Below are 24,382 nucleotides of genomic sequence, written 5' to 3'. Positions count from 1 at the left end.
ACACGACCCTGTCGCTTGTGCCCGGATAGGCAAGGCTAACCTCATCCCCAATTCCCGGATGCGGATGGCCTCGCGCTGCGCCGTGCCCGGACATCCTGCCGAATCGCTCATCCATGGAGGGCACATGCTCACGCTCGGACGCCGCAGACGGAGCGCTCGTCTCGGCCTTGCCGCACTGGCCATCGCGCTGACGGCGGGCCTTGCCGCGTGCGGCGAGGACTCCGACGACAAGGCCGCGGGCACCGACAAGCCCGCGGCGGCGTCCTCCGGCGCAGCCGCCTCCACGGCCTCCTTCCCGCGCACCATCACGCACGACAAGGGCACCACCACGATCAAGGAGAAGCCCAAGCGCGTGGTGGCGCTCGACAACAGCCTCGTCGAGGCGGTCGCCGCCCTCGACGTTCCGCTGGTCGGCGGCATCGGTTCCTACCGCGACCAGAAGGGCTTCCCGCCCTACCTCGGCGACGCGGTGAAGAACACCAAGGACGTCGGCCCGCTCGACAGTCCCAACCTCGAACAGATCGCGCTGCTCAAGCCCGACCTGATCGTCTCCGCGACCGTGCGACACGACCAGTTGTACGCGCAGTTGTCCAAGATCGCGCCGACCGTCTTCGTCAAGACCACCGGTCCGATCTGGAAGGAGAACGTCAAGCTGGTCGGCCAGGCGCTCGGCGAGGACGACAAGGCCAAGGCCAAGCTGACCGCGTACGAGACGCGCGCCAAGAAGGTCGGCGACGCGATCAACGCGAAGGCGAACAAGCCGACGGTGTCCATCGTGCGCTTCGTGGACGGCCCGACGCGCATCTACCTCGGCAAGACGTTCAGCGGCATCATCCTGAGCGACATGGGCCTGACCCGTCCCGAGAACCAGCGCGACCCCGAGAAGTTCAACATCGAGGTCAGCGAGGAGCAGATCGGGCAGGCCGACGCCGACTACATCTTCCTGACGTCCTTCTCGGGCGGCGAGGAGCGCAAGGCCAAGTTCATGGCCAACCCGCTGTGGCAGCGCCTGAAGGCCGTGCAGGCCGGGCACGTGTACGAGGTCAAGGACGAGAGTTGGATGACGGCGGTGTCCCTCCAGGGCGCGGACGTGGTCCTGGACGACCTGGCCCGCACGTTCGGGGTCGACCCGGCGAAGTAGAGCGATCGATCCGGGCGCGGTGTGCCGATGCGTTGTGCGTCGTGTCGCGCGTCCGCGACGGTGTGGCAAGGGAAGGCGTCGACCGCGGTGCGGTCGACGCCTTCCGACGTGTTCGTCGTGGGCCGGGGTGCACGTGCCCGGCGCCGGGGTCGCCCGGCACGGGCGCGGGACGCGGGGGTACGACGGGCCCGCCGGGTCAGGCGTCCCGCTTCTCCAGGAGGAGGGCGCCCAGGAGCAGCAGGAGCAGGGTCTCGGCGACGAAGACCGCGAAGCCCGTCCACGGTTGGAACATCTTGTCCGCGGCCTCGACCGCCATGACCTGTCCGCCGGCGTTGGCGGGCATCAGCTTGGCGATCCAGTCACCGGTCTTGCCGGGGATCAGGCCCACCACGCCGCCGACCACGAAGATCAGCGCGATGCCCAGGGTGATGGCGCCGGCGGTGTGCCGCAGCAGCACGCCCAGCGCCATCCCGAACAGGCCCAGGATGGCCAGGTACAGGCCCGTGCCGATCAGTGCCCGGAGCACGCCGGGTTCGCCGAGGCCGACACCGACGTCCTTGGCGTCGAGCATCAGGTTGGCCAGGAAGTAGCAGCAGAACGCGGTGACCGCCCCGACCACGAAGAGGACGAGGGCCAGGACGAGGGCCTTGGCGGCGAGCATCGAGGCGCGCCACGGCACCGCGGTCAGGCTGGTACGGATCATGCCGGTCGAGTACTCGGCCGTCATCGACATCACCCCGAGCACCAGGGCGGCGATCTGGCCGAAGGCGACGCCGACGGTGAGCAGGTCGGGAGCGTCGTTCTCCTTTCCCTCGGCCACGTCCTTGGCCACGTCGCCCGCCGCCAGGGCGGCGATACCCCAACTGATCAGGACGCTCACCGCGAACAGGGCGAGCAGCGTCCACATGGTCGAGCGCACGGTCTTGATCTTGGCCCACTCGGAGTCCAGGATCCGGGCGAAGGTCAGCCGCGGGGCGTGCCCGAGGGCGGTGGGCGCGGCGGGCGTGGTCGTCGTCATCGAGGCCTCATCCGATCCGGTCGGCGGTGGTCGGCGGACCCCAACCCGGGACCGTCGCGGCGGCCTCCGGGGGTGCGCCGCCGGTGTGGTACTCGACGCTGTCGGCGGTGAGCCGCATGAACGCCTCCTCGAGCGAGGCCTCGACCTTCGCCAGTTCGTGCAGGAACACCCCGTTGTGTCCGGCGAGGTCACCGACCTGGTCGGTACTCACGTCCTGGACCAGCAGCGCCCCCGCCTGATCCCGGGTCACCTGCCAGCCCGCGTCCGTCGCGAGCCGGGCGAGTCGATCCACCTGCGGCGAGCGCACTTTCACATGGCTGATCGAGTTCTCCGCGATGAACCGGGCCACGCCCGTGTCGGCGAGGATCCTTCCGCGCCCGATGACCAGCAGGTGGTCGGCGGTCAGGGACATCTCGCTCATCAGATGGGAGGAGACGAAGACCGTGCGGCCCTCGCCGGCGAGCCGCTTCATCAGGTTCCGGATCCACAGGATGCCCTCGGGGTCGAGCCCGTTGACGGGTTCGTCGAACAGCAGCACCCGAGGGTCGCCGAGCAGCGCCCCGGCAATCCCCAGGCGTTGGCCCATCCCCAGGGAGAAGCCCCCGGAGCGTTTCCTGGCGACGGAAGTGAGGCCGACCGTGTCCAGCACCTCGTCCACCCGGGTGAGCGGAATGCCGTTCGACTTCGCCAGCACCACCAGATGGTCCCGGGCGGTGCGGCCGCCGTGCAGGGCCTTGGCGTCGATGAGGGCCCCCACCTCCAACATCGGCGCGGCCAGGTCCCGGTAGGCCCGACCGTCCACGGTCACCCGACCGGCACTGGGCCGGTCCAGGCCCAGAATCATCCGCATCGTGGTGGACTTTCCCGCGCCGTTGGGGCCGAGGAACCCGGTGACCCGTCCGGGGTGAACCTCGAAGCTGACGTCGTCGACAGCCGTCTTCGCTCCGTACCTCTTGGTGAGGCCTTCCGCAACAATCATGGATATATGCCGCCTTCTCCTCGGGCGGTCTTCATGATCACCCGTGTCGAAGGGATCCGCATCCGTACCACGCGACGGTGACGTGCGTCCGGCTCGGCCGTTCGGGGTGGGTTGTCGGTGGTCCTGATCAGGCGGAGCCGAGCATGCGCCAGAAGAGTCCGGAGTACCACCCGGCCGTGCGCTTGCTTCCGAGGCGGTCGTACGCCGCGTGCGCCTCGGCGAGGTGGCGTGCCGCGGCCTGGCGTGGCGTGATGAGGTACACCGCGCGGCGCGTACCGCACGCGTCGCACTCGACGAACACGTCGTATGTGAGTTGGTTCAGGCGGACCTCGTGCGTGCGACCGTCGCTCGAATGGGCCCAGTACCGGTGGGTCGTCGTCAAGGCCCTTCTCCTTCCGTTCGTGAGACCTGCCGACCAGTGTGGCGCGGTGATATCGCACCGGATACGGGGATTTCCCCCGGGCCGGCGCCGGAAGGCCGTTGCCGGGACGCATGGGAATCTCGAGTCCGGGACAGGGGCTCGTGGACGAAGTGAGCGGCGGGCCCGCCGCGAACGCACGAGCGAGGAGAACCGGCATGCCGCGCGCGCAGGTGAATGGCGCCGACCTGTATTACGAAGTCGCGGGCGAGGGCGAGCCGCTCGTGCTCGTTCACGGCTCGTGGACCGACCATCGCAGTTGGAGCCCGGTCGTTCCCGCGCTCGCCGCGTCGTACCGCGTGGTGACCTACGACCGTCGGGGGCACGGGAGGAGCACCGCCCCGGCCGGAGCGGGCTCCCGTACCCAGGACGAGGACGACTTGGCGGCGCTGGTGGAGCGGCTCGACGTGGCGCCCGCCCACGTGGTCGGAAACTCGTTCGGCGCGTCCACGGCGCTGGGATTGGCCGCGCGTCGGCCCGAGTGGTTCCGCAGCCTCGTCGCGCACGAGCCGCCGCTGCTGGAGACCGTGGCGGGCGATCCGGAACTCGAGCCGCTGATGCGCGAGATGCAGGGCCGGATCGACGCGGTCGTCGACAGCCTGCGCGCGGGCGACGACCGGGGCGGGGCGTACCGCTTCGTCGAGGAGGTCGCGCTCGGACCCGGGATGTGGGAGAAGTTGACCGATGCGGTGCGCGACACGTTCATCGCCAACGCTGCCACGTTCTCGGACGAACAAGCCGATCCGCACTGGGCCGGGCTCGACCTCACCGGGGTGTCCGGGTTCGCCGCGCCCGTGCTCCTGACATACGGCACCGAGAGCCCGCCGTGGTTCCCGCGGATCGTCGGCAAGCTCGACGACACGATCCCACACGCGCAGGTGCGGACGTTCAACGGCGCCGGGCACGTCCCGCACTCGACCCACCCCGAGCAGTACGTCGCCACCGTGCGGGGCTTTCTGGCCGGTTCCCGCTGACCGGCCCTCCCGATGCGATCGACCCGATCGGCGAGGTTGGCGGCTCAGCCTCGTCACCGGGTCCGACCCGGCCGTCCCTCAACCCACCGGGTCGCACCTGTGCGTGCTCCCGTGCCGCTTCCACCCGTTCTCGGCGGCCGTGCTCCGATGGGCGTGCCGGGTTACTCCCCGGGGGCTTGCGTACGTGTCTCCGTCGCGTGTGCCTCCGCCAATCGCTCCTCGATGACCAGGCGGATCGGAGCGTACGCCGCGTCGGCCGCGCGCATGCGGGCGGCGCAGCGTTCGAAGGAGGCGCGGGAGCGCTCGCGGCGGTTGGGCATCAGGTCGCCCCAGTGTCGGCGGATGACCGTGCGATCGGCGAACGGCCGTGACACATAGCGGATTCCGTGCTGGTATCGCACATCGGACTCGGCCGATCGCAGCTCGCCCTGGAAGGTCTCGAAGGCGTGGTACCACCGGGCGTACTCGTCCGGGAGGCACCGGACCGACTGCCCGCGCGGGACGACGTCGCCGACCTGGTAGAGGGTGTACTCCAGCCCTTCGGGGACCCGCACCCAGGCCATCGTGGTCCACGGCCACGGAATCAGCTTGAATCGGTGCCGCTGGATGTAGGCCACGGCCTGTCCTCCCCTCGGTTCGCGAAGCATTTCGGAAGCATCCCAAAGGTAGGGGCGCGAACCCGGGGGCGAAAGATCACCGCCGGGTCGGGGCCTAGTCTTCGTCGAAGTCGTGGTAGGCGACCGGTCGTCCCGGTTGCCACCCGCCCGCACACGGCCGGGCCGGGCGCGATGCACGCAGGGGCCGGACGGTGCGAAGGGGCGATGATGTCGGACGAGGACGCGGTGGTGAATGCCGAATTCCGCCGCCGCTACGGCGTGGGGTTCGTGGTCGCGTTGATGCGCAACAACTCCCACGAGGTCACCCTCGATCTGCCGATGTCGTTCGACGGCGCCGTGCGACATGTCGCGGCCATCCTGGCCGGCGTGGGTGTCGCACCGGAGCCGGGTGGAGGCGAATCGAGTCCGGGCCGGCGGACGATCCGGGTGGTCACGGGCGGTGGCCATCTGCGGATGAACCCGGTTCTGGTGACCGTCGCGCTCACGAGCGAATCCGAGACCACACGGGTCGTGGTTCGCGGCACGGCCAAGGAAGGGCTGATCAAACAGCGCGCGGGGGAGAAGACCGCCGAAATGATCGCCGGCCTGCTGAGGGTCGAGCGTCGATAGCGGTGGGCCGGTCGATGGGCGACGGCGTGCGGTGACCGACGCGGCGATCCGGCTCACGCGACCGATCCGTCGGCGCGCCTCGCCCCGGACCCCCGCGCACGCGCCGTGTCGGCGGGTGTCCGTAGGCTTCCGCCGGGACGAGGGCGGATCGGGAACGGAGCAGATCCTGATGAGTGTGTGGGAGCATCTCGCCGAGTTGGGCGGGCTCACGGTGCATCCGTTCCTGGCGGACGACGACATCGACACCTTCGAGACGGACAACGACGAGCACCTTGCCGAACTCGTCGCCTCCGCCCCCGAACCCGCAGCGGTCGCCTGGAAGATCGCCACCCACTTCGACGCCGAGCTCGAATTCCCGGAGGTGCTGGAGCTCTTCCTCAAGACCGTCGACACCACGCAGGTGCGGGCGCTGGTCATCGGCTACTGGGCCACCGACATCCTGGACGGCGACGAGGAACCCGTCATCGGCCTGCTGTGCGCGCATGCCGACAAGTTCCCCGCGCTGCGCCACCTGTTCGTCGCCGACATCACCAGCGAAGAGCACGAAGTCTCGTGGATCCCACCCGAGGACATCACACCGCTCCTGGAGGCATTCCCGAACCTCGAGGAATTGGGCTACCGGTTCGGCCAGTTCCGCACCGCGGAACCCGGACTCGTCCTGCGCCCGATCCGGCACGCGCGGCTGCGCAAGCTCGTCCTGCAAACCGGCGGCATGCCCGCGCAGTTGCCCCGGACGGTCGCGGCGTGCGAATTCCCCGCCCTGGACCACCTCGACCTGTGGCTCGGCGTGGACATGTACGGAGGCGACGCGACCCCGGCCGACCTGGCCGATCTCCTGGACGGCACCCGGCACCCCGCGCTGCGGCACCTGGGTCTGATGAACAGCGAGATCCAGGACGAGGTCGCGGCGGCAGTCGCCGCCGCCCCCCTCGTCGCGCGGCTGCGCTCACTCGACCTGTCCATGGGCACGCTCTCCGACACCGGCGCCGAGGCGCTGCTCGCCGGCCGGCCCCTCACCCACCTCGAACGCCTCACCGTCCGTCACCACTTCCTCGGTGACGGCGCCGTCCGACGGCTCCGCGAAGCCCTCGAACCGGCCGGGGTGGCCGTCGACCTCTCCGAGGCATGCACCCCGTGGGAAGCGGAGACCCCCGAAGAGGGCAGGTACACGCAGGTCGCCGAATAGCGAAGCTCGACCCGGGGGACGTGTCGGGCTGCCTACGGCCCTTGGTGGGGTACGGGATCGGCCGCGTCGGTGCTTCGGCGGTGTTCGTGGAGTTCGAGATCGATGAACGCGGCGATCATGGCCCGCCAGACGGCTTCCGCCACCTCGGGTGCCAGTCCCGCCGTGACGGCGCGGTCACGTACGGCCGCGATGACGCGTTCGACTCGATCGGGAGCCCTGACCGCCTGCTCGTCGCTCTTGAATCCGGCGGCCGTGCGCACCAATTCCTGACGTTGTGCGAGCAACCGGACCACTTCGGAGTCGAGTTCGTCGATCCGCATGCGGACCTCGGCGAGGTCTCGGGGTGCTGACATGACCACAGCGTCGCACATCTTCCCGGGACGACGGCCCGCTCCGCGTCGCGGCCGGGTCCGGTTCGACTTTCGGGTTGGGGCAGGCAACTTTCGTCGGTATCGAGGCCATGCCCCGGCCGGCATCGTCGGTCGGGGCCGGAGCAGGGCCGGATCGGTATCCGGATCGGCCCGTTCGGCATCGTCGCCCGTCACGGGCGGTGTGTACCCCGGTCGATGCTCATCCGGGCCTCGTCCTGGCATCGACCGCTGCCAATCCTCAACCGGAAGGATGCAACTCCTCGTGAAAATACGCCGCTTGATCGTCACGATCGTTTCCGCCGCCGTCCTGGCACCCGTATTCGTGCTGGCCACGGGAACTTCGGCGAACGCCACTCTGCCGCAGCACGGGCGGCTGCCGCAGTGCATGAAGGCGTACGACATGAATTACAACCTCGGCGGCAAGGCCTTTGCCACCGCCCAGTTGCGGGCGTGTCTGGGCGCCTAGGCGAGTCTTGGCGGCAGGTGCTCTCGATGGTGACGACGGCCCGCGCGACCCGGTCGGGTGGCAGAGGCCGTCGTCGGCGAGGTTTCCTCCCGTCGCCGAACCGTCGGGGTCTTCCGGGAATCGCGAACGCCCCGGACGCCCCCGGGACTCCGGGAGGTGCGGTTCTCGGACAGGAGTCCGGAGAGGGAAGCTGCGACGACCGCGAGCAGGGGCAGCAGGAGCAGGGCGAAGCGCAGCGTGATGTGGCCGGCGAGGAAGCCGACGAGTGGCGGTCCGGCCAGGAAGGCGAGGTAGCCGGTGGTGGAGACGGTGGCGACGGCGGGGCCGGGGGTGTCGGGGTACTGCCGGCCGACGCCGCCCACCACGAGCGGGAACGACGAGGCGATGCCCAGGCCGACGGCCGCGAACGCGGGTACCACCACCCATGGGTGAGGCGCCGCGATCGCGAGAGCGGCGGCGGATCCGGTCGCCAACGCGCCGAGGCGCACGACCCGCACCGGGCCGAAGCGCGCGGCCACACGATCACCGGAGAGCCGTCCGAGCGTCATGGCCAGTGCGAACACCGTGTAGCCCGCGCCCGACACACCGGGCCCCGCGTGGACGGAATCCGCCAGATACACGGTGCCCCAGTCGGTGACCACGCCCTCGATGAGCAGGACGCACAGCCCGAGCAGGCTGAGCCCCAACAGGCGTCCCCGCAGTCCCGGTCGGGTTCGGGATGTGGGTTCGGTACGCGCCTTCGGCACGTGGTGGACGGCCGGTCGCAGCGCCGCGACGGCCGGCGCCGAGGCGGTCAGGGCGACGGCGGCGGTGACCACGAACTGGGTGGCCGGACGGACGCCGGCCGCCGCCGCGACCGTGCCGATCAGGGCTCCGGTGAGCGCGCCCGCGCTGTACAGGCCGTGGAACGAGGACATGTGTGGGCGTTCCGCGTCGCGTTCGCCGTCGACGGCGTGGGTGTTCATGGCCACGTCGAGCGCGCCGACGGCGGCGCCGAGGACCGCGAGGCCGAGGGTGAGCGATATCAGACCGTCGGCCAGGGCGAGCAGGGCGACCGCCGACGCGTAGATCGGCAGCGCGACACGGGTGACGAGGCGGCTTCCGAATCGGTTGACCAGGACGCCGGCCGCCGGCATCGCCGGTACCGACCCGAGCGCGACGCCGAGCAGGGCGATGCCCAGTTGTCCGTCCGACAGGTGCAGATCGGCCTTGACCTGCGGGATGCGCGGCGCCCAACTGGCGAGGACCGTCCCGTTGAGGAAGAACACGGCGTACAGCCCCCACCGGCCGGAACCCGGTCGGTGTTCCCGGTCTCGGCGGCGTCGGCGCGACGCGCGGCGGGCAGCGGGTGCTTCGGGGCGGATGCGCATGGCTGTCCGTTCTCCGTTCTCCGTGTGGTTTCACGTCCTGCTCGGGCGGCGGTCGGCTACGGTCGCGACGACTCCGGGCGGGTCATGCGGGTCATGCGTGGCGGGTGTGGGGGTGATCCAGGGCAGCGCGAGGTCGGCCGTCGTCGTCGGTGGATGGGCGCGGGCACGGGTGAACGCTTCCGCGTACGCGACGCCCACCTCTCGGCCGCGCAGCGCGGACTGCCGTCGGGCGAGGTCCACGAAGTCGTGGCCGCCGCGCCGGCGGCGGCCGTCGTTCTGACTCGCGTGTCGCGACACCATGGCCTCCTTGGTCGGCATGGTGTCGGTGATGTTTACCCACAGGTCCGGCGTACCCCCGTTCGCGCCGGTCAACGTATCCATCCGGAACAACGCCGGGACGGTGTCGAGGGCGGCGTGCCCGGTTTCGAGGCCCGGTTCGCGAGCCAGTAGCCGCGCGGCGCTCGCGAGGGCGCCCGCGGCCCGGTGGTCGGGGTGGTAGTCCTCGGGGTGATGCGCGAACAGCACGTCGGGGCGGGTGCGGCGCAGCACGTCCACGACGAGTAGGCGGGCCGCGGGGGTGTCGTAGAGGAAGCCGTCCGGCAGTCCGAGCATGATCGAGTCCGCTCCGAGTACGGACGCGGCCTCGCGGGCCTCGTGTGCGCGAACACGGGCGATCGGGGACGGAGACGGGGACGCGGACGGGATGGAGGGCGTGGCCCGGGGCTCGGTCGGTGCGCCCGGTGCGCCGTTGGTCAGGATGGCGATGGTCACGTGGGCGCCCTGCGCTCGGTAGCGCGCGAGGGTTCCGGCGCACAGCAGTTCGACGTCGTCGGGGTGGGCGCCGAGGGCGAGGATTCGCATGGCGATCGGTCCTTGGTGTCGGGGTGGACGTCGTGGTGGATGGCGTTGCGCGGGGTCCTGTGTTCACCTCGGGAGTGCGCCCGGTGCACCATGTCGTGCGGCGGTCCGGTCCGTTCGGGGTAGGGGTTCGCCGCCGCCTGCTATGGGAGTTCGCAGAGAATCCGTGCGAACCCCAGCACGCCGCTGTCCGTGAGGAAGTTCGTGCGCACATGGCGGCGTCCGTTGTCGCCCAGCTCCCGGGCGTACGCCGGGTCGGCGAGCAGTCGGTCGATGCCGGCGCCGAGTCCCGGCAGATCGTGCGGGTGGTTCAGCAGCAGGCCGGATCGGCCGTGTCGGATCTGTTGTCGGATTCCACCCACCGGCGAGGCGATCACGGGCCGTCCCTTCCAGGCGGCCTCGGACACGGTCAATCCGAATCCCTCGGCGAGGCTCTTTTGGATCACCACGGTCGAGCACCGTTGGATGGCGTTGATGGTCAACGCGTGCTCGGTCGGATGATCGGTGGGAATCTCGACCAGATGCACCCGGCCCGGCCGGTTCCGCCGACGTTCGCGGGCCTCGCGGCACTCCGCGAGCACCTGTTCGGCCTGCGCGTCGCCGGCCGCTCGTGGTCCCACGAGCAGCAGGTGCGCACCGAAGTCCGGGTCGACATGGTCGGTGAACGCCTCGATCACGCCCGGGATGTCCTTGACCCGGTCCCATCGACTCACCTGCGTGACGAGTGGCGTGCCGGCCGGCAACGCACCCGCGTGACGATCGATCCGCGCGGTATGGCGAAGGAGCGGATCGGCGAAGGCGAAACCACCGGACGGATCCGCGTCAGCGCCGCTCGGCTCTCGAAAGACGCCGATCCGCGCCATCAGGCGCGACGTGTCCACGGCGGGACGCAGCGGCAGGTTCTTCGGTGACAGCGGGTTGATCGACGGTGACAGGATGCGGACCGGTACGTCGGGCAGCCCGACCGGCAGCGCTCCGTCGTACGACGCGATGAAGCCGTGTGCGGCGGACAGGTACCGACGCAGGAACTGCCAAGCGGGACCGGCTGGTTCGGCATGCAGAGGAGCGCCGATGTGGCATTGCCACAACACGGTGCACCCGGCCTCGCGCAGGTACGGGATCAGGCCCGCCGTCTGGTGATCGTGCAGGACGACCACGCTGCGTCGGCCCATGACGCCGAGCAGGCGCTCCGCGGCTGCGCGCGACATGCGTTCGTACAGGGCGCGGCCGCCTTCCGGGGTCGGCGGGTCCTCGTGTGCGTGCGCGGCGACGCCGCACATCCGGTAGTAGAGCGCCTTGGTCAGGGCGCGGAACGCGCGGCTGCCCTCGATCGTGGCCCACCGGGTATCGATGCCCTCACCGCGCATGTGGGGCAGCGTGGCGCGGAGAAGCTCGGCGACCCCACCGCGCGTCGGATTGTCACTCACGTGCCACACCTCGCGCCCGTCGAGGCGCTCGCGGGCCTCGCGCAGTGCGCCGCGCACCTCGGCGAGCCGTTCCGCGCCGACGACGTGTTCGAGGCGGGCCAGGGGTGTCGCCGGCAGTTCGACCTCCGGCAGCGGCGAGGTCGGCCCGCGAGGCGGCGGGTGCGAGTCGTGGACACGGGGCCGGGTCGAGCGAGTCGCCGTTGTGCCGGTGCTCCCGGCGTTTCCGGTGCTGTTGATGGTGCCCGCGTTGCCCGTACTGTCCGTATCGTCCGTGCTGCCCGTGGTCTCGGTGGGACGGCCGACGGGGCGGGGCAGGGATGGCCCGTGGCAGCGTTCGGTGCGGATCATTGCGGTTGCCTTGCTGTGCGTGGAGCGGTGGTGGGGGACGTACCGAGACGACACGCGGCCCTCGGGGCCGGTCCCGGATTCACCCTTCGACCCGAATTCGGATTCGGATCCGAGTCCGGATCGCGGCATCTGCCATTCACCATCGATCTCGCGCTGTCCCGGGCGCCTGAGCCGGCAGTCCCTGACCGGTCCCGCATCCACCCGAGCCACCGGCCACCCATGCGCGAGCGGCGGCGTGAGCGTTACGACGTTCCTGCACGAGCCCGAGATCGGCACATCCTCGAGGAGCCCGGAATTCACCGACGCCCGACGCGGCCGAACCCGTCCCTGCCCCGCCCCGGTTCCTCAAGCGATCGTCGACAGCCGACGCGCCACGACAGCCGCAGGTGTTCGCCCGATCGAGAATCGCCGTCCGGCCGGCCGCCACGGCGAGCACCGTGCCGGCTCGTCCGTCACCGTGGGCCGTCGAGGGCGACGCTGTCGGCGAAGGCTCGGGCCAGGGGGGTGAGGTTGTCCCAGCGGCGTACGGCCCAGCCGACCGACAGGGGTGGTAGGTCGGGGATGGGGAGGAAACGTATCGGGCCGGTTCCGTCGGTGCCGCGTTGGTCGGGGAGGGCCGGGACGACGGCGTGTCCGAGGCCGAGTTCGGCGAGCAGGATGGCGGTGTCCCAGTCGGCGACGCTGGTGTCGGATGTGACGTGAATGCCCAGCCTCGCGAAGGCCGCGTCGAGGTGCGCCCGCGAGGAGGAGTCCTCCGGAAGCCTGATGTGCCGGATGCCGACGAGCTCGGCGGTGTCGATGTGGGTGCGGTCGGCGAACGGATCGTCGGCGCGGACGGCCAACACCCAGGGCAGTTCGGCGACGCGGCGTTGTTGGATGCCCTGGATCGGGCCGCCGACGGTGATCCAGGCCAGGTCGAGGGTGTTGGAGGCGAGCGCGTCGAAGCAACTGCGACTGGAGGTCTCGGTCCGAAACTCCAGGCTGGCTTTGGGGTATCGGCTGCGGAAGGCGACGACGGCCCCGGACAGGAAGTGCCGCACGGTGGTGGCGCCCGTCGTGACCCGTACCGATCCGGCCTCGCCGTGGGCCAGTTCGTCGAGGCGACGCAGGGCCACGTCCAGGCCGGCGATGCCGTCGGCGGCGGCCGCTTGCAGCAGGCGTCCCGCCGCGGTGGGGGCGACGCCGCGGGGGTGGCGTTCCAGGAGTTGTAGCTTCGTCTCCCGTTCCAGCCGCTTCACATGCTGACTCACCGCCGACTGTGTGCACGAGAGTTCCCGGGCGACGGCGCTCAGGCTCCCGGCTCGGCACACCGCGACGAAGACACGCAGATCATCGAGAGTCATGGACTTAAGGTAACGCTTGGGTAGTTGGCATAAAACCCGAGGATTGACTTGGAAGTGCCCCGGTTCGATGATCGATCCGGGCGGCAACCTGCTCTCACCCACGCGCCCCCGTCCGGACGGGAGAGCCCGGTGGAGCAGGTGCCGACCCCGACCGCCATCGAGAGGAATATCCCGTGTCCGCTTCGACTCCCTCCGACAACGAACACGCCGGCGCGCGCCCGTGGACCGTGGCGGTACTCGGGCCGGGAGGAGTGGGCGGCCTGCTCGCCGCGCTCTTGTCCCGGGCCGGTCACCGGGTGATCTGTGTCGCGGGGGAGGAGACCGCACAGACTATGCGGCGAAGCGGGATTCGGGTGTGCAGCGGGCAGTTCGGCGACTTCACCGCGCACGTCGAGACGGATACCGAACTGCGCGATCCCGTCGACCTGTGCCTGATCACCGTCAAGCACACCGCGCTGAGCGGCGCGCTGGAACGCATACCGCCGCAGGCGGTCGGGAACGGCCTGATCGTGCCACTGCTCAACGGCATCGAGCACCCCTCGGTACTGCGTGGGTACTTCGGCGAACGGAACGTCGTCGCACCCGGCGTGATCCGTGTCGAGTCGACGCGCATCGCGCCGGGCGTCATCGAACACGGCAGCCCGTTCACGGAGATCGACCTGGCCGGATCGCGGGAGCAACTCGCTCCCCTGGCGGCCGTGCTCACGGATGCCGGCGTGCGCACGCGCACGGTGGCGGACGAGACCGCCGCCCTGTGGACAAAACTCGCCTTCCTCGCGCCCTTTGCGCTGCTCACCACCCGCTACGGGCTCACCATCGGCGAGGTGAGGGCCGAGCGCCGGGCGGAGTTGGTCGCTCTCGTCGAGGAAGCGGCCGCGGTGAGCGCGGCCTGCGGTGCGCCGGTCGATCCCGCGCGATCCCTGGCGCTGTACGACTCCTTTCCGGCGCAGACCAAGTCGTCCATGCAACGCGACGCGGAGACCGGCCGTCCCACCGAACTCGACGCGATCGGAGGCGCGTTGTTGCGCACGGCCACGCGGCACGGCACGCCGGTACCCGTCGCGGTCCGGTTGATGGCCGAGCTCACGAGCGGGTGACCGCCCCCGCGTAGAAGACGTACCGCGTCACGGTCGGGCTCGGAGTGCCGGTGTCGACCGGGTGGAAGCCGGGGCGCTCGGGGGCCGAACCTGCCGCGCCGGTGTGTGCGTCGGGGGCCGCGCGCCGTGCCGCGCCGCGCCGTCGGTCAGTGGTTCGCGTCGCCGGGTGTGCCGAGTACGCGGTTCAGGGCGTCGGGGATGATCCGCCGGATGGCGTCGGCGTCGTCCAGGTAGCAGCCGACCGCCAGGCCGTCGCGCAGCAGCATCAGGATGTCGGCCGTCGCGACGGGGTGCGGGTCGCCGGCGGCGGTCAGCAGGTCGGTCAGCATTGTGCGGAACCAGGTGCGGTGGTCGAGGACCGCCTTGCGCACCGGGTGGGACACGTCCGGGAATTCGGCGGCGGCGTTGATGAACGGGCACCCCCGGAAGCCGGGTTCGCGGCCGATCTCGGTCATCAGCTCGAAGACCCGCAGCAGCACGTCGCGCGGCGGTACGTCGGTCGAACCCGCCAACAGCGCCGCGGCACCGTCGCGCTGCGTGCGGTACTGCTCGTCCAGGTAGGCGTGGACCAACTCGTCCTTGGACGGGAAGTGGTTGTAGAACGTCGCCTTCGCCACGCCGGCCTCGGCGATGATCCGGTCGACGCCCACGGCGTGCACGCCCTCCGCGTAGAAGAGCGTGGTCGCGGTGTCGAGGACGCGGCGGCGGGCCGGGCTCTCGCGGCGGTGGTCGGAGGGTGTCGTACTCACACCTTGACTTTACCAGACAGGTCTGTCTACATTCGTTTCACGCCAAGACAGACCCCTCTGTCTATCTCTTCGAAAGGGCGGGACCATGAGCCTGTACACCGCGATCGCCACCTCCGCCGGACGCGACGGACGTGCGGTGAGCTCCGACGGACAGCTCGACGTCAAGCTGGGCATGCAGAAGGAACTCGGCGGGGACGGTGTGGGGACCAACCCCGAGCAACTGTTCGCGGCGGGCTACGCGGCGTGCTTCGCGAGCGCGATGCAGCTCGTGTCCAAGCGGCAGAAGGTGGACGCCGCAGACGCCTCGGTGACGGCCGAGGTCGGTCTGAACGCGAACGGCGACGGCGGCTTCGGCCTCAGCGTGACCCTGCGGGTGGAACTGCCGGAACACCTGTCCGCGGAGGAGGGACGCGCGCTGATCGAGGCCACCCACCAGGTCTGCCCGTACTCGAACGCGACCCGGGGCAACATCCCGGTCGAACTCGTCATCGAGTAGTCCATCGGCGGCGAGACGAGGAATCCGACGCGGACCACCCGGAACCGGAACGCGGTCCCGGAGGATCCCCGGAGCTGGGCTGGGCCCGCTGCGCGAGGGGTGCCGATGTGGTCGAAACGCGCCGGGCGCCGGGCGTCGGCGGCGCGTCTCGGGCCCGGCGGGACCTCGTTCACCACGGCCGTGTTCCCCGGTCCGGGTCTGTGCAACGACGGACCACCCGTTCGGCGGCGGTGCGCCCGGTGCTGCCGGCGGCGGGCCGTACACCGCGGCCGGCCCGGCGTCGTGGTCACGCCGCGCCGCGCAGCAATCCTCGGCGCGGGTCCGACGTATTGCCTCGGGTCACGGATGCACCCGGCCCGGCAGGCGCATCCGGCGTGTCCGGCGAGTCGTGGGTGCTCATGAGATGAATCCCCGAGCGATGTTCGGCGACGCGCGCCCTCCGCGGCGGCACCGGGCCGCCGGTGGGGGTGATCGGCTCTTCGATCGACCCTGCGTGCCCTTCGCTGCGGCACGGCGGAAACGGCGCGCCGACCGGTGTGGCGAAGTCGGATCCGGTCCCGGATTCCAGTCCCGCGCCGGGGGTCCCAGGGTCGGGGCGCCAGGGGCGAGGCCCAGGGTCGGGAGTCCCGGGGCCACATCGTCGGGACCGCGACGTTCCGTGGCTATTCGACCTCGATCAGAGTGTGCATGCCCTTGGCTCCCAGGCGTTTGGCGTCCGAGATGTCGTGGACCCACGTGATGAGCGCGTAGCGGCCCGCGTCGAGGGGAGCGTCGAGGACGGCGGAGCGGCCGGGGGACAGCGGGGTCATGCCCAGGCCGGCAGTCGTATCGAAGGGCGGTGTGCCCCATTCGCCTCGGTCCAGGGCGCGGAAGAACTCGGCGAGCCGTTCGTTCGTCGTGCCGGCCGGCACCGGGTAGAGGATGGCCTCGTTGACCTGCCGGGGCAGGAGGTTGACCACCAACAGGGGCGCTCCGGAGCGGATCCGGTCGGGCGCGACGTAGCGGGGTCCCTCCCCCGTCCGGATGGAGGCGATCACGCCCTCGGGCGAGGGGCCGGGCGTGGCGTCCGGCCGGCCGGCCACGGTCAGCGTCCGCACCCGCTCGACGCCCGGCGGATTCGCCGTCTCGAAGTCGAGGAAGTCGACCCAGAAATACATGCCGGGCCGAAGCGTCACCCCGAACGAGACCGAGCGCCCCGGGACGGTCGCCGCGCCGCCGAGGAACGTCGCCTCCCGCATGACCGCGTTGCCGCCGTCGCGAATCCCGTCCGGATCGTGCGACAGTGCCCGCACGAGATTCGGCACGAACGCCTCGACGGACACGCCGGGGTTCAGTCGCAGCAGCCCCACATGCCCACGACCCGGGTCGGAGGTGGCCACCCGGAACGTGGCGAATCCGGGCACCGCGGTGGCGGGTGCCGCGAGACCTCCGACGCCCGCGACGACATTCAACGCCTGCCCTTCCGCTACCTGCCGGATCCCCGGCCCGGGCTTATCGCCGGCGGCCGAGCGATCGGCGGCGAACGCCGAGGGGGCGACGCACGCGATGAGCGTGCCGGTGGCCAGGACGGCGAGCGAACGATAGACCCGGGATATCCGGTGCACAGGCATGGCAACTCGCTTTCGACGATACGGATCAGCCGAGTCGTCCACGCGTGGGACCGACTGGCGTGGTCCGACCTGGTCCGACCTGGTCGGACTTCGGTGGATGTCCACAAGTCTTGGTCGCGATCGGCGCCACGACGTCGTGCCCGCGAACGATCGTCCGCCTCCCCGGCCGGTACGAGAGTGGCCGCCCGACCCAGGACCCGAGTTGTGGCCGCTCGCCCGGTAGCCGCAACCCCTGGGGTACGAAATCCGATCCCCATACCCTCCCGATGGACGAACGGCACGGGACGGTGCGCGAGTTGCCCGACCCGCTCTCGCCGGCGAGTCCTCGGACGCGACCACGACCGAAGTACTGCCCACGGGCACGGCAGCGCTGTGCGGTGCGGATCACCAGGTCCGCGCCGTCGCGTTTCGGGGCGTGCTCGTGCGCCGACGCGTAGTGGCAGCGCGTGGGGGATCGGGGAGGGCGGAGGGTGGTCAGGTCACCGTGCTGATGACGGCCTTGCCCTCGGTGGCGGCTGCGGTGAGGAACACGATCAGATCCTCGAACGTGTTGTCTCCGGTGATCCCGTTCCACGGACGGGACGCGCCGGCGCCGGTGGCCCACCGCTCGTCGCGTAGTCCCTCCGCCACCGGCCCCACCTGCTCCGGAGGCAGGAAGTACGCCGGCTCACCCGCGAATTCGACACCCTCGACGATGTCGCAGCCGTACCCGACCGCCCTGGCCAACCAGGGATACTCCTTGGTCCAACGTTCCATACCGCCCTCGGCCTCCAGTCGGCCCTCGGCCGACATGGTCAGCACGCGATAGTCGCATCCGTAGCGGTCCACCCGCGGACGGAAACCGGAGACGACCGAGCCGCTGCGGCCCCTGTCGGCGAACAACCCGCCGACCAGCCCCGGAGTATCCGCGACCTCCCCGAGCGCCGCAGGCTCGATCTTCACCAGGGTCAACCACATCGACATGCCGCTTCCTCACCACTCCCGATTGCCTGCCACCAGCCACGACCCGACGCACCCCTCGTCGGCTCCCATCGGAAGTCCTGGCACGAGGTGGTTCACCCGGACGAACATGCTGCCTTCCATCGGGCGGGTCGGTACGGAACTACCGGGCCCCTGCCGAGTGTCGGCCGAGGACGGGTTCCGCGACGAGTCGCGCCACGCGGCACAACGTCTGGCCGTGTCGGGCGAAGAGTTCGTCGCGCGAGCCGAAGTGGCCCAAGTCTGCCAGGACATAGCCGGAGAGGTCGCACGCGGTGCGGGCATCGGTGGTCGGGCACAGCGTCGTCCCGTCCCAGTCGATCGCCGTCCTGGACAGCGCCTCGAAGAGGGTCTCCGGGCCGGTGTTGGTGAAGCCGCCACCAGGACCGTTGCTCAACTCGTCGAGGTTGCCGAAGAGTTCCGCGACGGTCAACCAGTGCGCCATGGGGTGCTCGCCGGTGGACGGGCCCGTCAGGTGGAATTCCGGCCAGGCCAGCACCACTTGGTCCGGGACGATCCGACGCAGGTGCGGGAACCTCGGATACCAGAACGCCCCGTCCAGGAGCAGACCGCGCACCCGCGTGGCCACTCCGGACGCGCGGGCCACGGCTTCGAGTACGGCCAGGCGCTGGCTGCACGATCCGCGACCCAGGCGCAGCACCTGCGACGTGGGCCGTTCGTCCTGCACGGAGTACACGGGTCGGACGGCTGTGGCGATCAAACGATGGGCTGTACGCAGGACTTGTACCCGACGGACGGCATCCCCGGCGATGCTCGGATCCTGGGCGTTCATCGTGCCTTCGGTGCTTACCGGGTTCTCGACCTTTCCCGGGTTCTCGACGCTTTCCGGGTGCCGGGCCGACGCCGTGTTCGCGGCGCGCTCGGCCAGTGCGGTCACGCGCCGGTCCGGCCAGTCGAGGATCCGCGTCGGCGCCGTGCTTCCCGCGACCACTCTCCGATCGACGGTGTCCTCGTGGATTCGGCGCCTGGGCCGAAGCAGCGAACTCGTCATGCCATGGTCCCCTCATGGAGCATTCCCCGGATACCACGACGCATCATGTCAGAGGATTTGAACGTGTTCAATTATCCGGCGGCAGCGGCGATGGAGGACGCGGGCACGGCCCCCGGGAAGCAGCCGTCATCACGCGTCGCGCAGCGTGAGGATGTATGCCGCCGTGAGCGCGACCGCACGGTCTTCGTCACGGGACAGATCCGCCAGGGCGCGGGACGCCGTGGATCCCGGGATGTCCGCAAGTGCCTGGGTCAGCCGTCGACGTGCGGACGCTGCTGCGGTGCCCTGCGCGAGGCAGTCGACGAGCCTGGTGGCGATCTCGTCCGCCAACGCGGGACGACTCGCCAACGCGCTCAGCGCATCGGCCGCTTCGACGTCATTCGTGTCATGGACGATCATGTCCACGAGCGTCGGGACCGCGTCGGCCACTCCGCGCGGACCGAGCGCCAGAGCCGCACACCTGCGGACCACGAGGTCGGAGTGCGTGAGGGCGTCCCGCAGCAGTGCGGACGCCTCGTCGTCGGGAATCTCGGCGATGGCCCGGACGGCACGTTCGCGCACCTCGGCCGCCGGTGAGTCGAGGCCCTGCGCCAGTGGTTGCGCCCATTCGCCGTCGCCCGATCGAGCCAAGGCCCATCGAAGGGCCCCGGCGACGTTCGGGTCCGTCTCGCTCAACGCCGCCTCGACGAGGGCTTCCACCGGCACCGGAACCTCTTCGGCCGAGGCCAACGCCGCGCGCTGGCGCTTCCCGGCGCTCTCCGACCCCAGGGCCTGGAGGAGTGCGACGACCTGGAGGACGTCCTCCCAGCCGACGGGTTCCGCGGCCTCGATCCGACGAAGTCGCGTCAGCAGCGCCGTCTCACGCGCGATGCGTTCCCGCGTCCGGAGGACGAGGTCGTCGACGAGATCCGCGGGCCGGAAGCCGGGATCATCCAGCGCGGACCCGACTTCACGCAGCGACAACCCCAGTGATCGCAGGCTCTCGATGTGGAAGATGCGCCGGATGTCCTCCCCCGAATACTCGCGATAACCGCCTTCGGTACGACCCGTCGGCCGCAACAACCCGAGCGATTCGTAATGCCTGAGCATGCGGGCGCTGACCCCGGACCGTCGTGCCACATCACCGATCAACACGGCCTGTCACTCCTTCTGGCCGGCCCTGCCGAGTGCCACGACACGCTTCGCCTCCTCGGTGGCGAACTCGAATCCCGCGTCCGGGTCGCGCAACAGCCGCTCCGTGGCGATCGCGTGCCGGCGCACGTCGGGGTCGAGATCCGTCATCGCCGCGCGCAGGGTCGGCACGATCGCCTCATCGAGCGCGATCAGCGCCCGACTGAGGCTCAGCCGGATCTCACGCCCGCCGCGCCCGAGTTGGGTTGCCAATACCGCGGCCAACGCGGGCTCTTCACCCTCTGGCACGAGTGCGACCGCCGCCCGCCAAGCGCTTCGCGCCACCTCGTCGTCCGGGTCGGACAGAAGTGCCCGGGTGATCGCCGGCCACGCCTGGCGATCCCCGATCTTGGACAGCGTGTGCAGCGCCTGGCTCCGGGCCTGCGCCCGCTCCGAGCCGAGTTCACCGACAAGTGCCGGGACCGTCCTCGTCGACGCGTGGCGGGTGAGTGCCCACGTGAGCATCTCGCGCACCTGGAAATCGGGCTCGATCGCGCATCGCTCGACGAGCCTGTCCACGAAACGCGGGTCCGGGGTCGTGCCGGCGACCATCGCCGCCCGCAGCCGCACCGGGGAGCGGCCGTCCTCCAGCGCCCGAAGGACGCGCGGCACATCCGCCTCCTGCTTCGGCAAGGTCATCGGGACCACCTCCTCGGCCGTAGTCAAGACCTTGTCACGGTGTCAAGGTCAAGGGGGCCGGCCGCGGGATCCCCGGACGGGACCCACGGCGGTGGCTTCAAAGCGCCGCCGAGGTCCCGTCCGAGGGGCGGCTCACGAGTCCGTGAGCACCCACAGTTGCCAGACTCCGGCAGGTCGGCACTCGTACCTGTTGGCTCCGTTGTCCAGGTACCACTGGCCCCTGGTGTGGCAGCCGCCCAGGTCTTCGGGGGCGAAGTCCTGCACGTGGTGCCAGCCGGGGCCGACCGAGGGGGCGGCGGCCGCGGGGCCGGTCGCCGGTCCCGTCGTCGCCACCGCCTGACTCACCGCCAGACCGGGCGCCGTCAACAGCGCTGCGGCGGTGGCGAGTACGGCGAACCTCTTTTTGCTGTTCATGGTTCTTTCCTTTCGAGTGATCGAGGGGAACTCCAGCGTCCCGTTTCCACCGGCAACGGTCTTCATGCGCAGGGCGGATCGGCTCGTACAACGAAATATCTACTCTTCCGCCCGTTTCCTACGACGACGCGCCGGTGTCCCTACCCGGACGCGGTGACCTTCGCCGCCAGGTCGCGGTTCAGGTCGATGCGTACCAATGCCGCCGCGAAGCGCGCCAAGTCGTCGCCGTCGACCAGTTCGGCCAACGCGGTGGCGGTCTCCGGCAGGCCCACACGAGTTGCCCCCGCGAGCGCCTTCTCGTCCAGAACCGGGCGCAGGAAGGGCCACACCTCCTGGGCCTCACGGCAGAAGATCAAGGCGCCGGACGGGCCGATGCCGGGGAATTCGCGCAACAGTTCCAGCACTCGTTCGCGGCGTTCGCCGGCGTCCCGCGCCAGGCGACGCAGGTCGCCCGCGTAACGGTCGCGGGCCAGGTCGGCGCATTCGCCGAGCCGTGTCGCGGTGCCTTCGTCGTAGCGCACGTAATGCGCCCGTCCGAGCGCGTCCACCCGTTGTTGCCAGGTCAGGTCGCCCATGCCCTTCGGTGTGCCGCCGCCCGCGTCGATCAGTTCCCGCGCCGCGCGCACCGCGATATCGGCCTTGATGCGCGTGGAGATCAAGTTGCTCAGCACGAGCAGCCGCCACAGCGGCGCGGGCTTGTTCGTCAGGCGGATGCCGGCCTGTCGGGCGTATGTCGTGCCCGCCTCGGCGAGCACCGCGCCGACGAGCTCGCGCCTCGTCTCGGCCGTCTTGGTCGAGCCGGGGGATGGGGTGCTCTTGGAAGGCATGGCCGGCCGCTCCGTGTCGCGAGGGTGATCGCCGTCGGCGGTGCCGTTACCCGCGACGGGGGCGGGGAATCGAACGATCGTCGGTGGGAAGCGGCAAGGACATGACGCTACGCATGGGATGTACGGTCATCACCACCACCGATCTGCCGCGAGCGATCGAATTCTGGACGTCCGCGCTCGGGCTTCGCCCCCGTGATCGGGTCGCCGAGGACACCGACTTCGTCGTCCTGGTCGAACCGGACGGGAGCGGGCACGCCCTCTCGCTTCAACTCGGCGAGGTGCGCGAGCGCGTCGAACCGGTGCGGGTCCACCTGGACCTGTACACGGACGACCAGGCCGGCGAGGTCGAACGCCTGATCGGGCTGGGTGCCGGTCGACCCGAGTGGGACTATCCGGACGACCCGGATTTCGTGGTGTTGGAGGACCCGGACGGCCACCCGTTCTGCGTCGTGGCCCACGATCCCCACAAGAACTGAACCCCGAGTCGTCGGCAGGGACCCCGCCTGCGCGGTTCGCCCGGTCGGGCAGCCGGGCCCGGCCGGATCGGCCATTGCGCGGGTTCCGAGGTATCCGGTCGGCCGCGTTGCGGAGGAAACTCTCGAGGCCGCTGTCGACGAGGGCGCCCGGGACCCGCCGGCCGGCGGGTCCCGGGGAAGGTACATGCGGCGGTGAGTGGCCGGGTGTGCCGGCCGCGGAGGATGTTGCGCAGCCGGCGGGTGGGGGCGCGATGCCGCGCCCTATCCGCATCCTTGGCCACCGCCGTTCACCACGATCGCGTGGCGCCGCCGGTGAGGGCATGGCCCGGAGAGCCGCCGGCACCGCTCGTCGTCGGTTGCCGGCCTCGGCGCCGGGCCGCTTCGTCGTGCCGGACCCGGCCCTCGCGCCGCGGATCCGGGGGAGCGCCGGTTCGGCGTATGCACGGGTGGCACGGGACCGGGGCTCGGCGGCGGATCACCGGTGGCGACGCCCCCGAGTTCACGAGGCCGCTCGCGCCCGGTGGGCGCTTTCGCCGAGAAGCGCTCCTTCGTCCTTCTCGGTGGCAACCGCGGACGCGGAGAGGAGCGTCGCAGCGGCCAGGCTGCCCCAGAGCGCGGCCGGACCGTGCGGTGCGAGAGCGGTGAAGACCGCGGGGGAGACGGCGAGGCCGAAGCCCGTGGAGAGTTCGAAGCGGGCGAGGGATCGTCCCAGGACGTGGGCCGGGGCGAGGGCGGTGACGAGGGCGGTGGCACTGCCGGCGTAGAGGATCTCGCCGACGGTGCAGACCACGGACATCACCGCGACGGCCGGGGCGGCCCAGCCGTGCCCCAGTGAGGTGACCGCGAGGAAGCCCAGGTAGGACGCGGTGAGTACGACACCGGCCAGGGCCAGCACGGTGCGCCGGGAGAACCGGGACATCAGTACGGTGAGCGGAACCTGCAGCGTGACCACCAGCACCGTGTTGGCCACGAAGATGGCCGCCGACCACACGGGCGATGCGTGCAACTGCGTCACCAGCACCAGCGGGAGGGCGATCTCGGGGACGTTGAGGCAGAAGACGTACACCACGTTGGCGGCCAACACGGCGCGCATACGGGGAGCGGACCCCTCGTCCCGGTCCTCGACCGCGGTGGCGGCCGGACGTGCGTGCAGGTGGACCGACCACGCCAGGGCCGCCGCCGTGAGATAGGCGAGCCCGGTGACGGCGGCCAGTGCCTGCAAGGCGGTGGCTCCGCCCGCCAGGCACACGGTGGCGAGGAGCGCGCCCACCCCCAGGCCCGCGTTGCGCAGGGCACGGCCCGCCGCGAGAGCGGCGTCGCGTTCCCGGCCGTGGGCGATCGTGGCCACGAGAGCCGCGTGGGCGGCCGGCCACGCCTGGTTGCCGATGCCGAGGAACAGCGCCGCCGCCGCGAATACCCAGACCTGCCCCGCCGGGGTGGCCAACAGCAGCGCCACTCCCAGCACCCGCACCAGCATCGACGCCGCCACGACCGTGCTGCGTGCGCCCCGGTCCAGCCATCGACCCACGGCGGGCATGCACACCAGGCCCACGACGACGCCGACCGTCATGGCGATACCGGTGGCGGGAGCGGACAACCTCAGCACCGTCATCCCGTAGAGCAGCAGAAAAGGCCGCAACAGGCCGGTGCCGAGCGCGTCCACGGCCAGGGCGACGGCGTAGCGGGGGCCTCCGGAGGCACGGACGAGGGCGCGGGGCCGGATCTTGCTGGTGGTTGGCATGGCGACAACGGTGCTTTCGGCCGCCGGGTTCGCCCGCGTCGGTTGACG

At 70.8% G+C, this 24,382-nt stretch carries 26 protein-coding genes and 1 pseudogene; 9 read left to right on the top strand and 18 right to left on the bottom strand.

Features of this window, described 5'->3' with window-relative positions:
- Nucleotides 1–124 precede the first annotated feature (124 nt).
- Nucleotides 125–1,141, top strand: a complete 1,017-nt coding sequence (locus ACIRL2_RS37990) for an ABC transporter substrate-binding protein (RefSeq protein ID WP_395869745.1) — start codon at nt 125–127, stop codon at nt 1,139–1,141.
- A 196-nt stretch (nt 1,142–1,337) separates the two neighbouring features.
- Here the strand turns inward: ACIRL2_RS37990 and ACIRL2_RS37985 are convergent, their stop codons facing one another.
- The 3 genes from ACIRL2_RS37985 to ACIRL2_RS37975 all read right to left on the bottom strand — a co-directional run bounded on the left by ACIRL2_RS37985 (nt 1,338) and on the right by ACIRL2_RS37975 (nt 3,520).
- A complete protein-coding gene (locus tag ACIRL2_RS37985) occupies nt 1,338–2,159 on the bottom strand; it encodes an ABC transporter permease subunit (protein ID WP_402238449.1) in 822 nt (273 codons plus the stop codon).
- 7 nt (nt 2,160–2,166) lie between these two features.
- Nucleotides 2,167–3,138 carry an ABC transporter ATP-binding protein gene (locus ACIRL2_RS37980; RefSeq protein ID WP_402238447.1) on the bottom strand — a complete coding sequence of 324 codons (972 nt, stop codon included), beginning with the start codon at nt 3,136–3,138 and terminating at the stop codon, nt 2,167–2,169.
- A gap of 127 nt (nt 3,139–3,265) precedes the next feature.
- Complete coding sequence (locus ACIRL2_RS37975; protein ID WP_395869739.1) at nt 3,266–3,520, bottom strand: hypothetical protein; 255 nt, start codon at nt 3,518–3,520, stop codon at nt 3,266–3,268.
- A gap of 194 nt (nt 3,521–3,714) precedes the next feature.
- Between ACIRL2_RS37975 and ACIRL2_RS37970 the strand changes: the two genes are divergently transcribed.
- A complete protein-coding gene (locus ACIRL2_RS37970; RefSeq protein WP_402238444.1) occupies nt 3,715–4,530 on the top strand; it encodes an alpha/beta fold hydrolase in 816 nt (271 codons plus the stop codon).
- A 161-nt stretch (nt 4,531–4,691) separates the two neighbouring features.
- Here ACIRL2_RS37970 and ACIRL2_RS37965 read toward each other — a convergent pair whose 3' ends face one another.
- A complete protein-coding gene (locus ACIRL2_RS37965; protein ID WP_402238442.1) occupies nt 4,692–5,147 on the bottom strand; it encodes a hypothetical protein in 456 nt (151 codons plus the stop codon).
- Nucleotides 5,148–5,354: 207 nt separating this feature from the next.
- Between ACIRL2_RS37965 and ACIRL2_RS37960 the strand changes: the two genes are divergently transcribed.
- Both ACIRL2_RS37960 and ACIRL2_RS37955 read left to right on the top strand, forming a co-directional pair.
- The gene (locus tag ACIRL2_RS37960; RefSeq protein WP_402238440.1) at nt 5,355–5,756 is read left to right on the top strand and encodes a hypothetical protein; all 402 of its coding nucleotides are present in this window, start codon (nt 5,355–5,357) and stop codon (nt 5,754–5,756) included.
- Nucleotides 5,757–5,925: 169 nt separating this feature from the next.
- Entirely contained in the window at nt 5,926–6,942 is a 1,017-nt protein-coding gene (locus tag ACIRL2_RS37955) for an STM4015 family protein (RefSeq protein ID WP_395869732.1), read from the top strand.
- Nucleotides 6,943–6,974: 32 nt separating this feature from the next.
- On the opposite strand, the gene ACIRL2_RS37950 is transcribed toward ACIRL2_RS37955, so the two are convergent.
- The gene (locus tag ACIRL2_RS37950) at nt 6,975–7,295 is read right to left on the bottom strand and encodes a chorismate mutase (RefSeq protein WP_402238437.1); all 321 of its coding nucleotides are present in this window, start codon (nt 7,293–7,295) and stop codon (nt 6,975–6,977) included.
- A 280-nt stretch (nt 7,296–7,575) separates the two neighbouring features.
- On the opposite strand from ACIRL2_RS37950, the gene ACIRL2_RS37945 reads away from it, so the two are divergent.
- Nucleotides 7,576–7,779: a hypothetical protein gene (locus ACIRL2_RS37945; protein ID WP_402238435.1), complete on the top strand. Its 204-nt coding sequence runs from the start codon at nt 7,576–7,578 to the stop codon at nt 7,777–7,779.
- Here the strand turns inward: ACIRL2_RS37945 and ACIRL2_RS37940 are convergent.
- The 4 genes from ACIRL2_RS37940 to ACIRL2_RS37925 all read right to left on the bottom strand — a co-directional run bounded on the left by ACIRL2_RS37940 (nt 7,776) and on the right by ACIRL2_RS37925 (nt 13,125).
- Complete coding sequence (locus tag ACIRL2_RS37940; RefSeq protein ID WP_402238432.1) at nt 7,776–9,149, bottom strand: MFS transporter; 1,374 nt, start codon at nt 9,147–9,149, stop codon at nt 7,776–7,778. The genes ACIRL2_RS37945 and ACIRL2_RS37940 overlap by 4 nt on opposite strands.
- A gap of 30 nt (nt 9,150–9,179) precedes the next feature.
- Nucleotides 9,180–10,010, bottom strand: a complete 831-nt coding sequence (locus tag ACIRL2_RS37935; RefSeq protein ID WP_402238430.1) for a PIG-L deacetylase family protein — start codon at nt 10,008–10,010, stop codon at nt 9,180–9,182.
- A gap of 140 nt (nt 10,011–10,150) precedes the next feature.
- Entirely contained in the window at nt 10,151–11,782 is a 1,632-nt protein-coding gene (locus ACIRL2_RS37930) for a glycosyltransferase (RefSeq protein ID WP_402238428.1), read from the bottom strand.
- 452 nt (nt 11,783–12,234) lie between these two features.
- Complete coding sequence (locus ACIRL2_RS37925) at nt 12,235–13,125, bottom strand: LysR family transcriptional regulator (RefSeq protein ID WP_402238427.1); 891 nt, start codon at nt 13,123–13,125, stop codon at nt 12,235–12,237.
- Between the two features lie 173 nt (nt 13,126–13,298).
- Between ACIRL2_RS37925 and ACIRL2_RS37920 the strand changes: the two genes are divergently transcribed.
- On the top strand, nt 13,299–14,222 hold the full coding sequence (locus ACIRL2_RS37920; protein ID WP_402238425.1) for a ketopantoate reductase family protein: 924 nt from the start codon (nt 13,299–13,301) through the stop codon (nt 14,220–14,222).
- Between the two features lie 146 nt (nt 14,223–14,368).
- Here ACIRL2_RS37920 and ACIRL2_RS37915 read toward each other — a convergent pair whose 3' ends face one another.
- On the bottom strand, nt 14,369–14,971 hold the full coding sequence (locus tag ACIRL2_RS37915) for a TetR/AcrR family transcriptional regulator (protein WP_395869715.1): 603 nt from the start codon (nt 14,969–14,971) through the stop codon (nt 14,369–14,371).
- Between the two features lie 85 nt (nt 14,972–15,056).
- Here ACIRL2_RS37915 and ACIRL2_RS37910 point away from each other — a divergent pair, with 85 nt between their 5' ends.
- Complete coding sequence (locus ACIRL2_RS37910) at nt 15,057–15,467, top strand: organic hydroperoxide resistance protein (RefSeq protein ID WP_402238423.1); 411 nt, start codon at nt 15,057–15,059, stop codon at nt 15,465–15,467.
- Between the two features lie 662 nt (nt 15,468–16,129).
- Here ACIRL2_RS37910 and ACIRL2_RS37905 read toward each other — a convergent pair.
- The 7 genes from ACIRL2_RS37905 to ACIRL2_RS37875 form a co-directional block, all read right to left on the bottom strand.
- A complete protein-coding gene (locus ACIRL2_RS37905; RefSeq protein ID WP_402238420.1) occupies nt 16,130–17,077 on the bottom strand; it encodes a hypothetical protein in 948 nt (315 codons plus the stop codon).
- A 474-nt stretch (nt 17,078–17,551) separates the two neighbouring features.
- Nucleotides 17,552–18,040 (bottom strand): hypothetical protein, encoded by a 489-nt coding sequence (locus ACIRL2_RS37900; RefSeq protein WP_402238418.1) that lies wholly within the window; start codon nt 18,038–18,040, stop codon nt 17,552–17,554.
- 139 nt (nt 18,041–18,179) lie between these two features.
- The gene (locus ACIRL2_RS37895; RefSeq protein ID WP_402238416.1) at nt 18,180–19,067 is read right to left on the bottom strand and encodes a transglutaminase domain-containing protein; all 888 of its coding nucleotides are present in this window, start codon (nt 19,065–19,067) and stop codon (nt 18,180–18,182) included.
- A 129-nt stretch (nt 19,068–19,196) separates the two neighbouring features.
- Nucleotides 19,197–20,201, bottom strand: coding sequence for a HEAT repeat domain-containing protein (locus ACIRL2_RS37890; protein ID WP_402238413.1), 1,005 nt, complete (start codon nt 20,199–20,201; stop codon nt 19,197–19,199).
- A gap of 6 nt (nt 20,202–20,207) precedes the next feature.
- Nucleotides 20,208–20,876 carry a HEAT repeat domain-containing protein gene (locus tag ACIRL2_RS37885; protein ID WP_395869705.1) on the bottom strand — a complete coding sequence of 223 codons (669 nt, stop codon included), beginning with the start codon at nt 20,874–20,876 and terminating at the stop codon, nt 20,208–20,210.
- 132 nt (nt 20,877–21,008) lie between these two features.
- Nucleotides 21,009–21,290 carry a hypothetical protein gene (locus tag ACIRL2_RS37880; RefSeq protein ID WP_395869703.1) on the bottom strand — a complete coding sequence of 94 codons (282 nt, stop codon included), beginning with the start codon at nt 21,288–21,290 and terminating at the stop codon, nt 21,009–21,011.
- A 140-nt stretch (nt 21,291–21,430) separates the two neighbouring features.
- Nucleotides 21,431–22,117 (bottom strand): endonuclease, encoded by a 687-nt coding sequence (locus ACIRL2_RS37875; RefSeq protein WP_402238409.1) that lies wholly within the window; start codon nt 22,115–22,117, stop codon nt 21,431–21,433.
- A gap of 101 nt (nt 22,118–22,218) precedes the next feature.
- Here ACIRL2_RS37875 and ACIRL2_RS37870 point away from each other — a divergent pair, with 101 nt between their 5' ends.
- Nucleotides 22,219–22,593: a VOC family protein gene (locus tag ACIRL2_RS37870; protein ID WP_395869701.1), complete on the top strand. Its 375-nt coding sequence runs from the start codon at nt 22,219–22,221 to the stop codon at nt 22,591–22,593.
- Nucleotides 22,594–22,825: 232 nt separating this feature from the next.
- Nucleotides 22,826–22,900 (top strand): annotated as a pseudogene (locus tag ACIRL2_RS37865) (DinB family protein); the annotation flags it as partial.
- Between the two features lie 192 nt (nt 22,901–23,092).
- Here the strand turns inward: ACIRL2_RS37865 and ACIRL2_RS37860 are convergent.
- Complete coding sequence (locus ACIRL2_RS37860) at nt 23,093–24,334, bottom strand: MFS transporter (protein ID WP_395869699.1); 1,242 nt, start codon at nt 24,332–24,334, stop codon at nt 23,093–23,095.
- Nucleotides 24,335–24,382: the final 48 nt, after the last annotated feature.

The sequence above is a fragment of the Embleya sp. NPDC127516 genome (assembly GCF_044765325.1).
Classification (GTDB): Bacteria; Actinomycetota; Actinomycetes; order Streptomycetales; family Streptomycetaceae; genus Embleya.
Note: the sequence above shows the minus strand (reverse complement) of the source record. Positions and strands in the feature narration are given on the sequence as shown.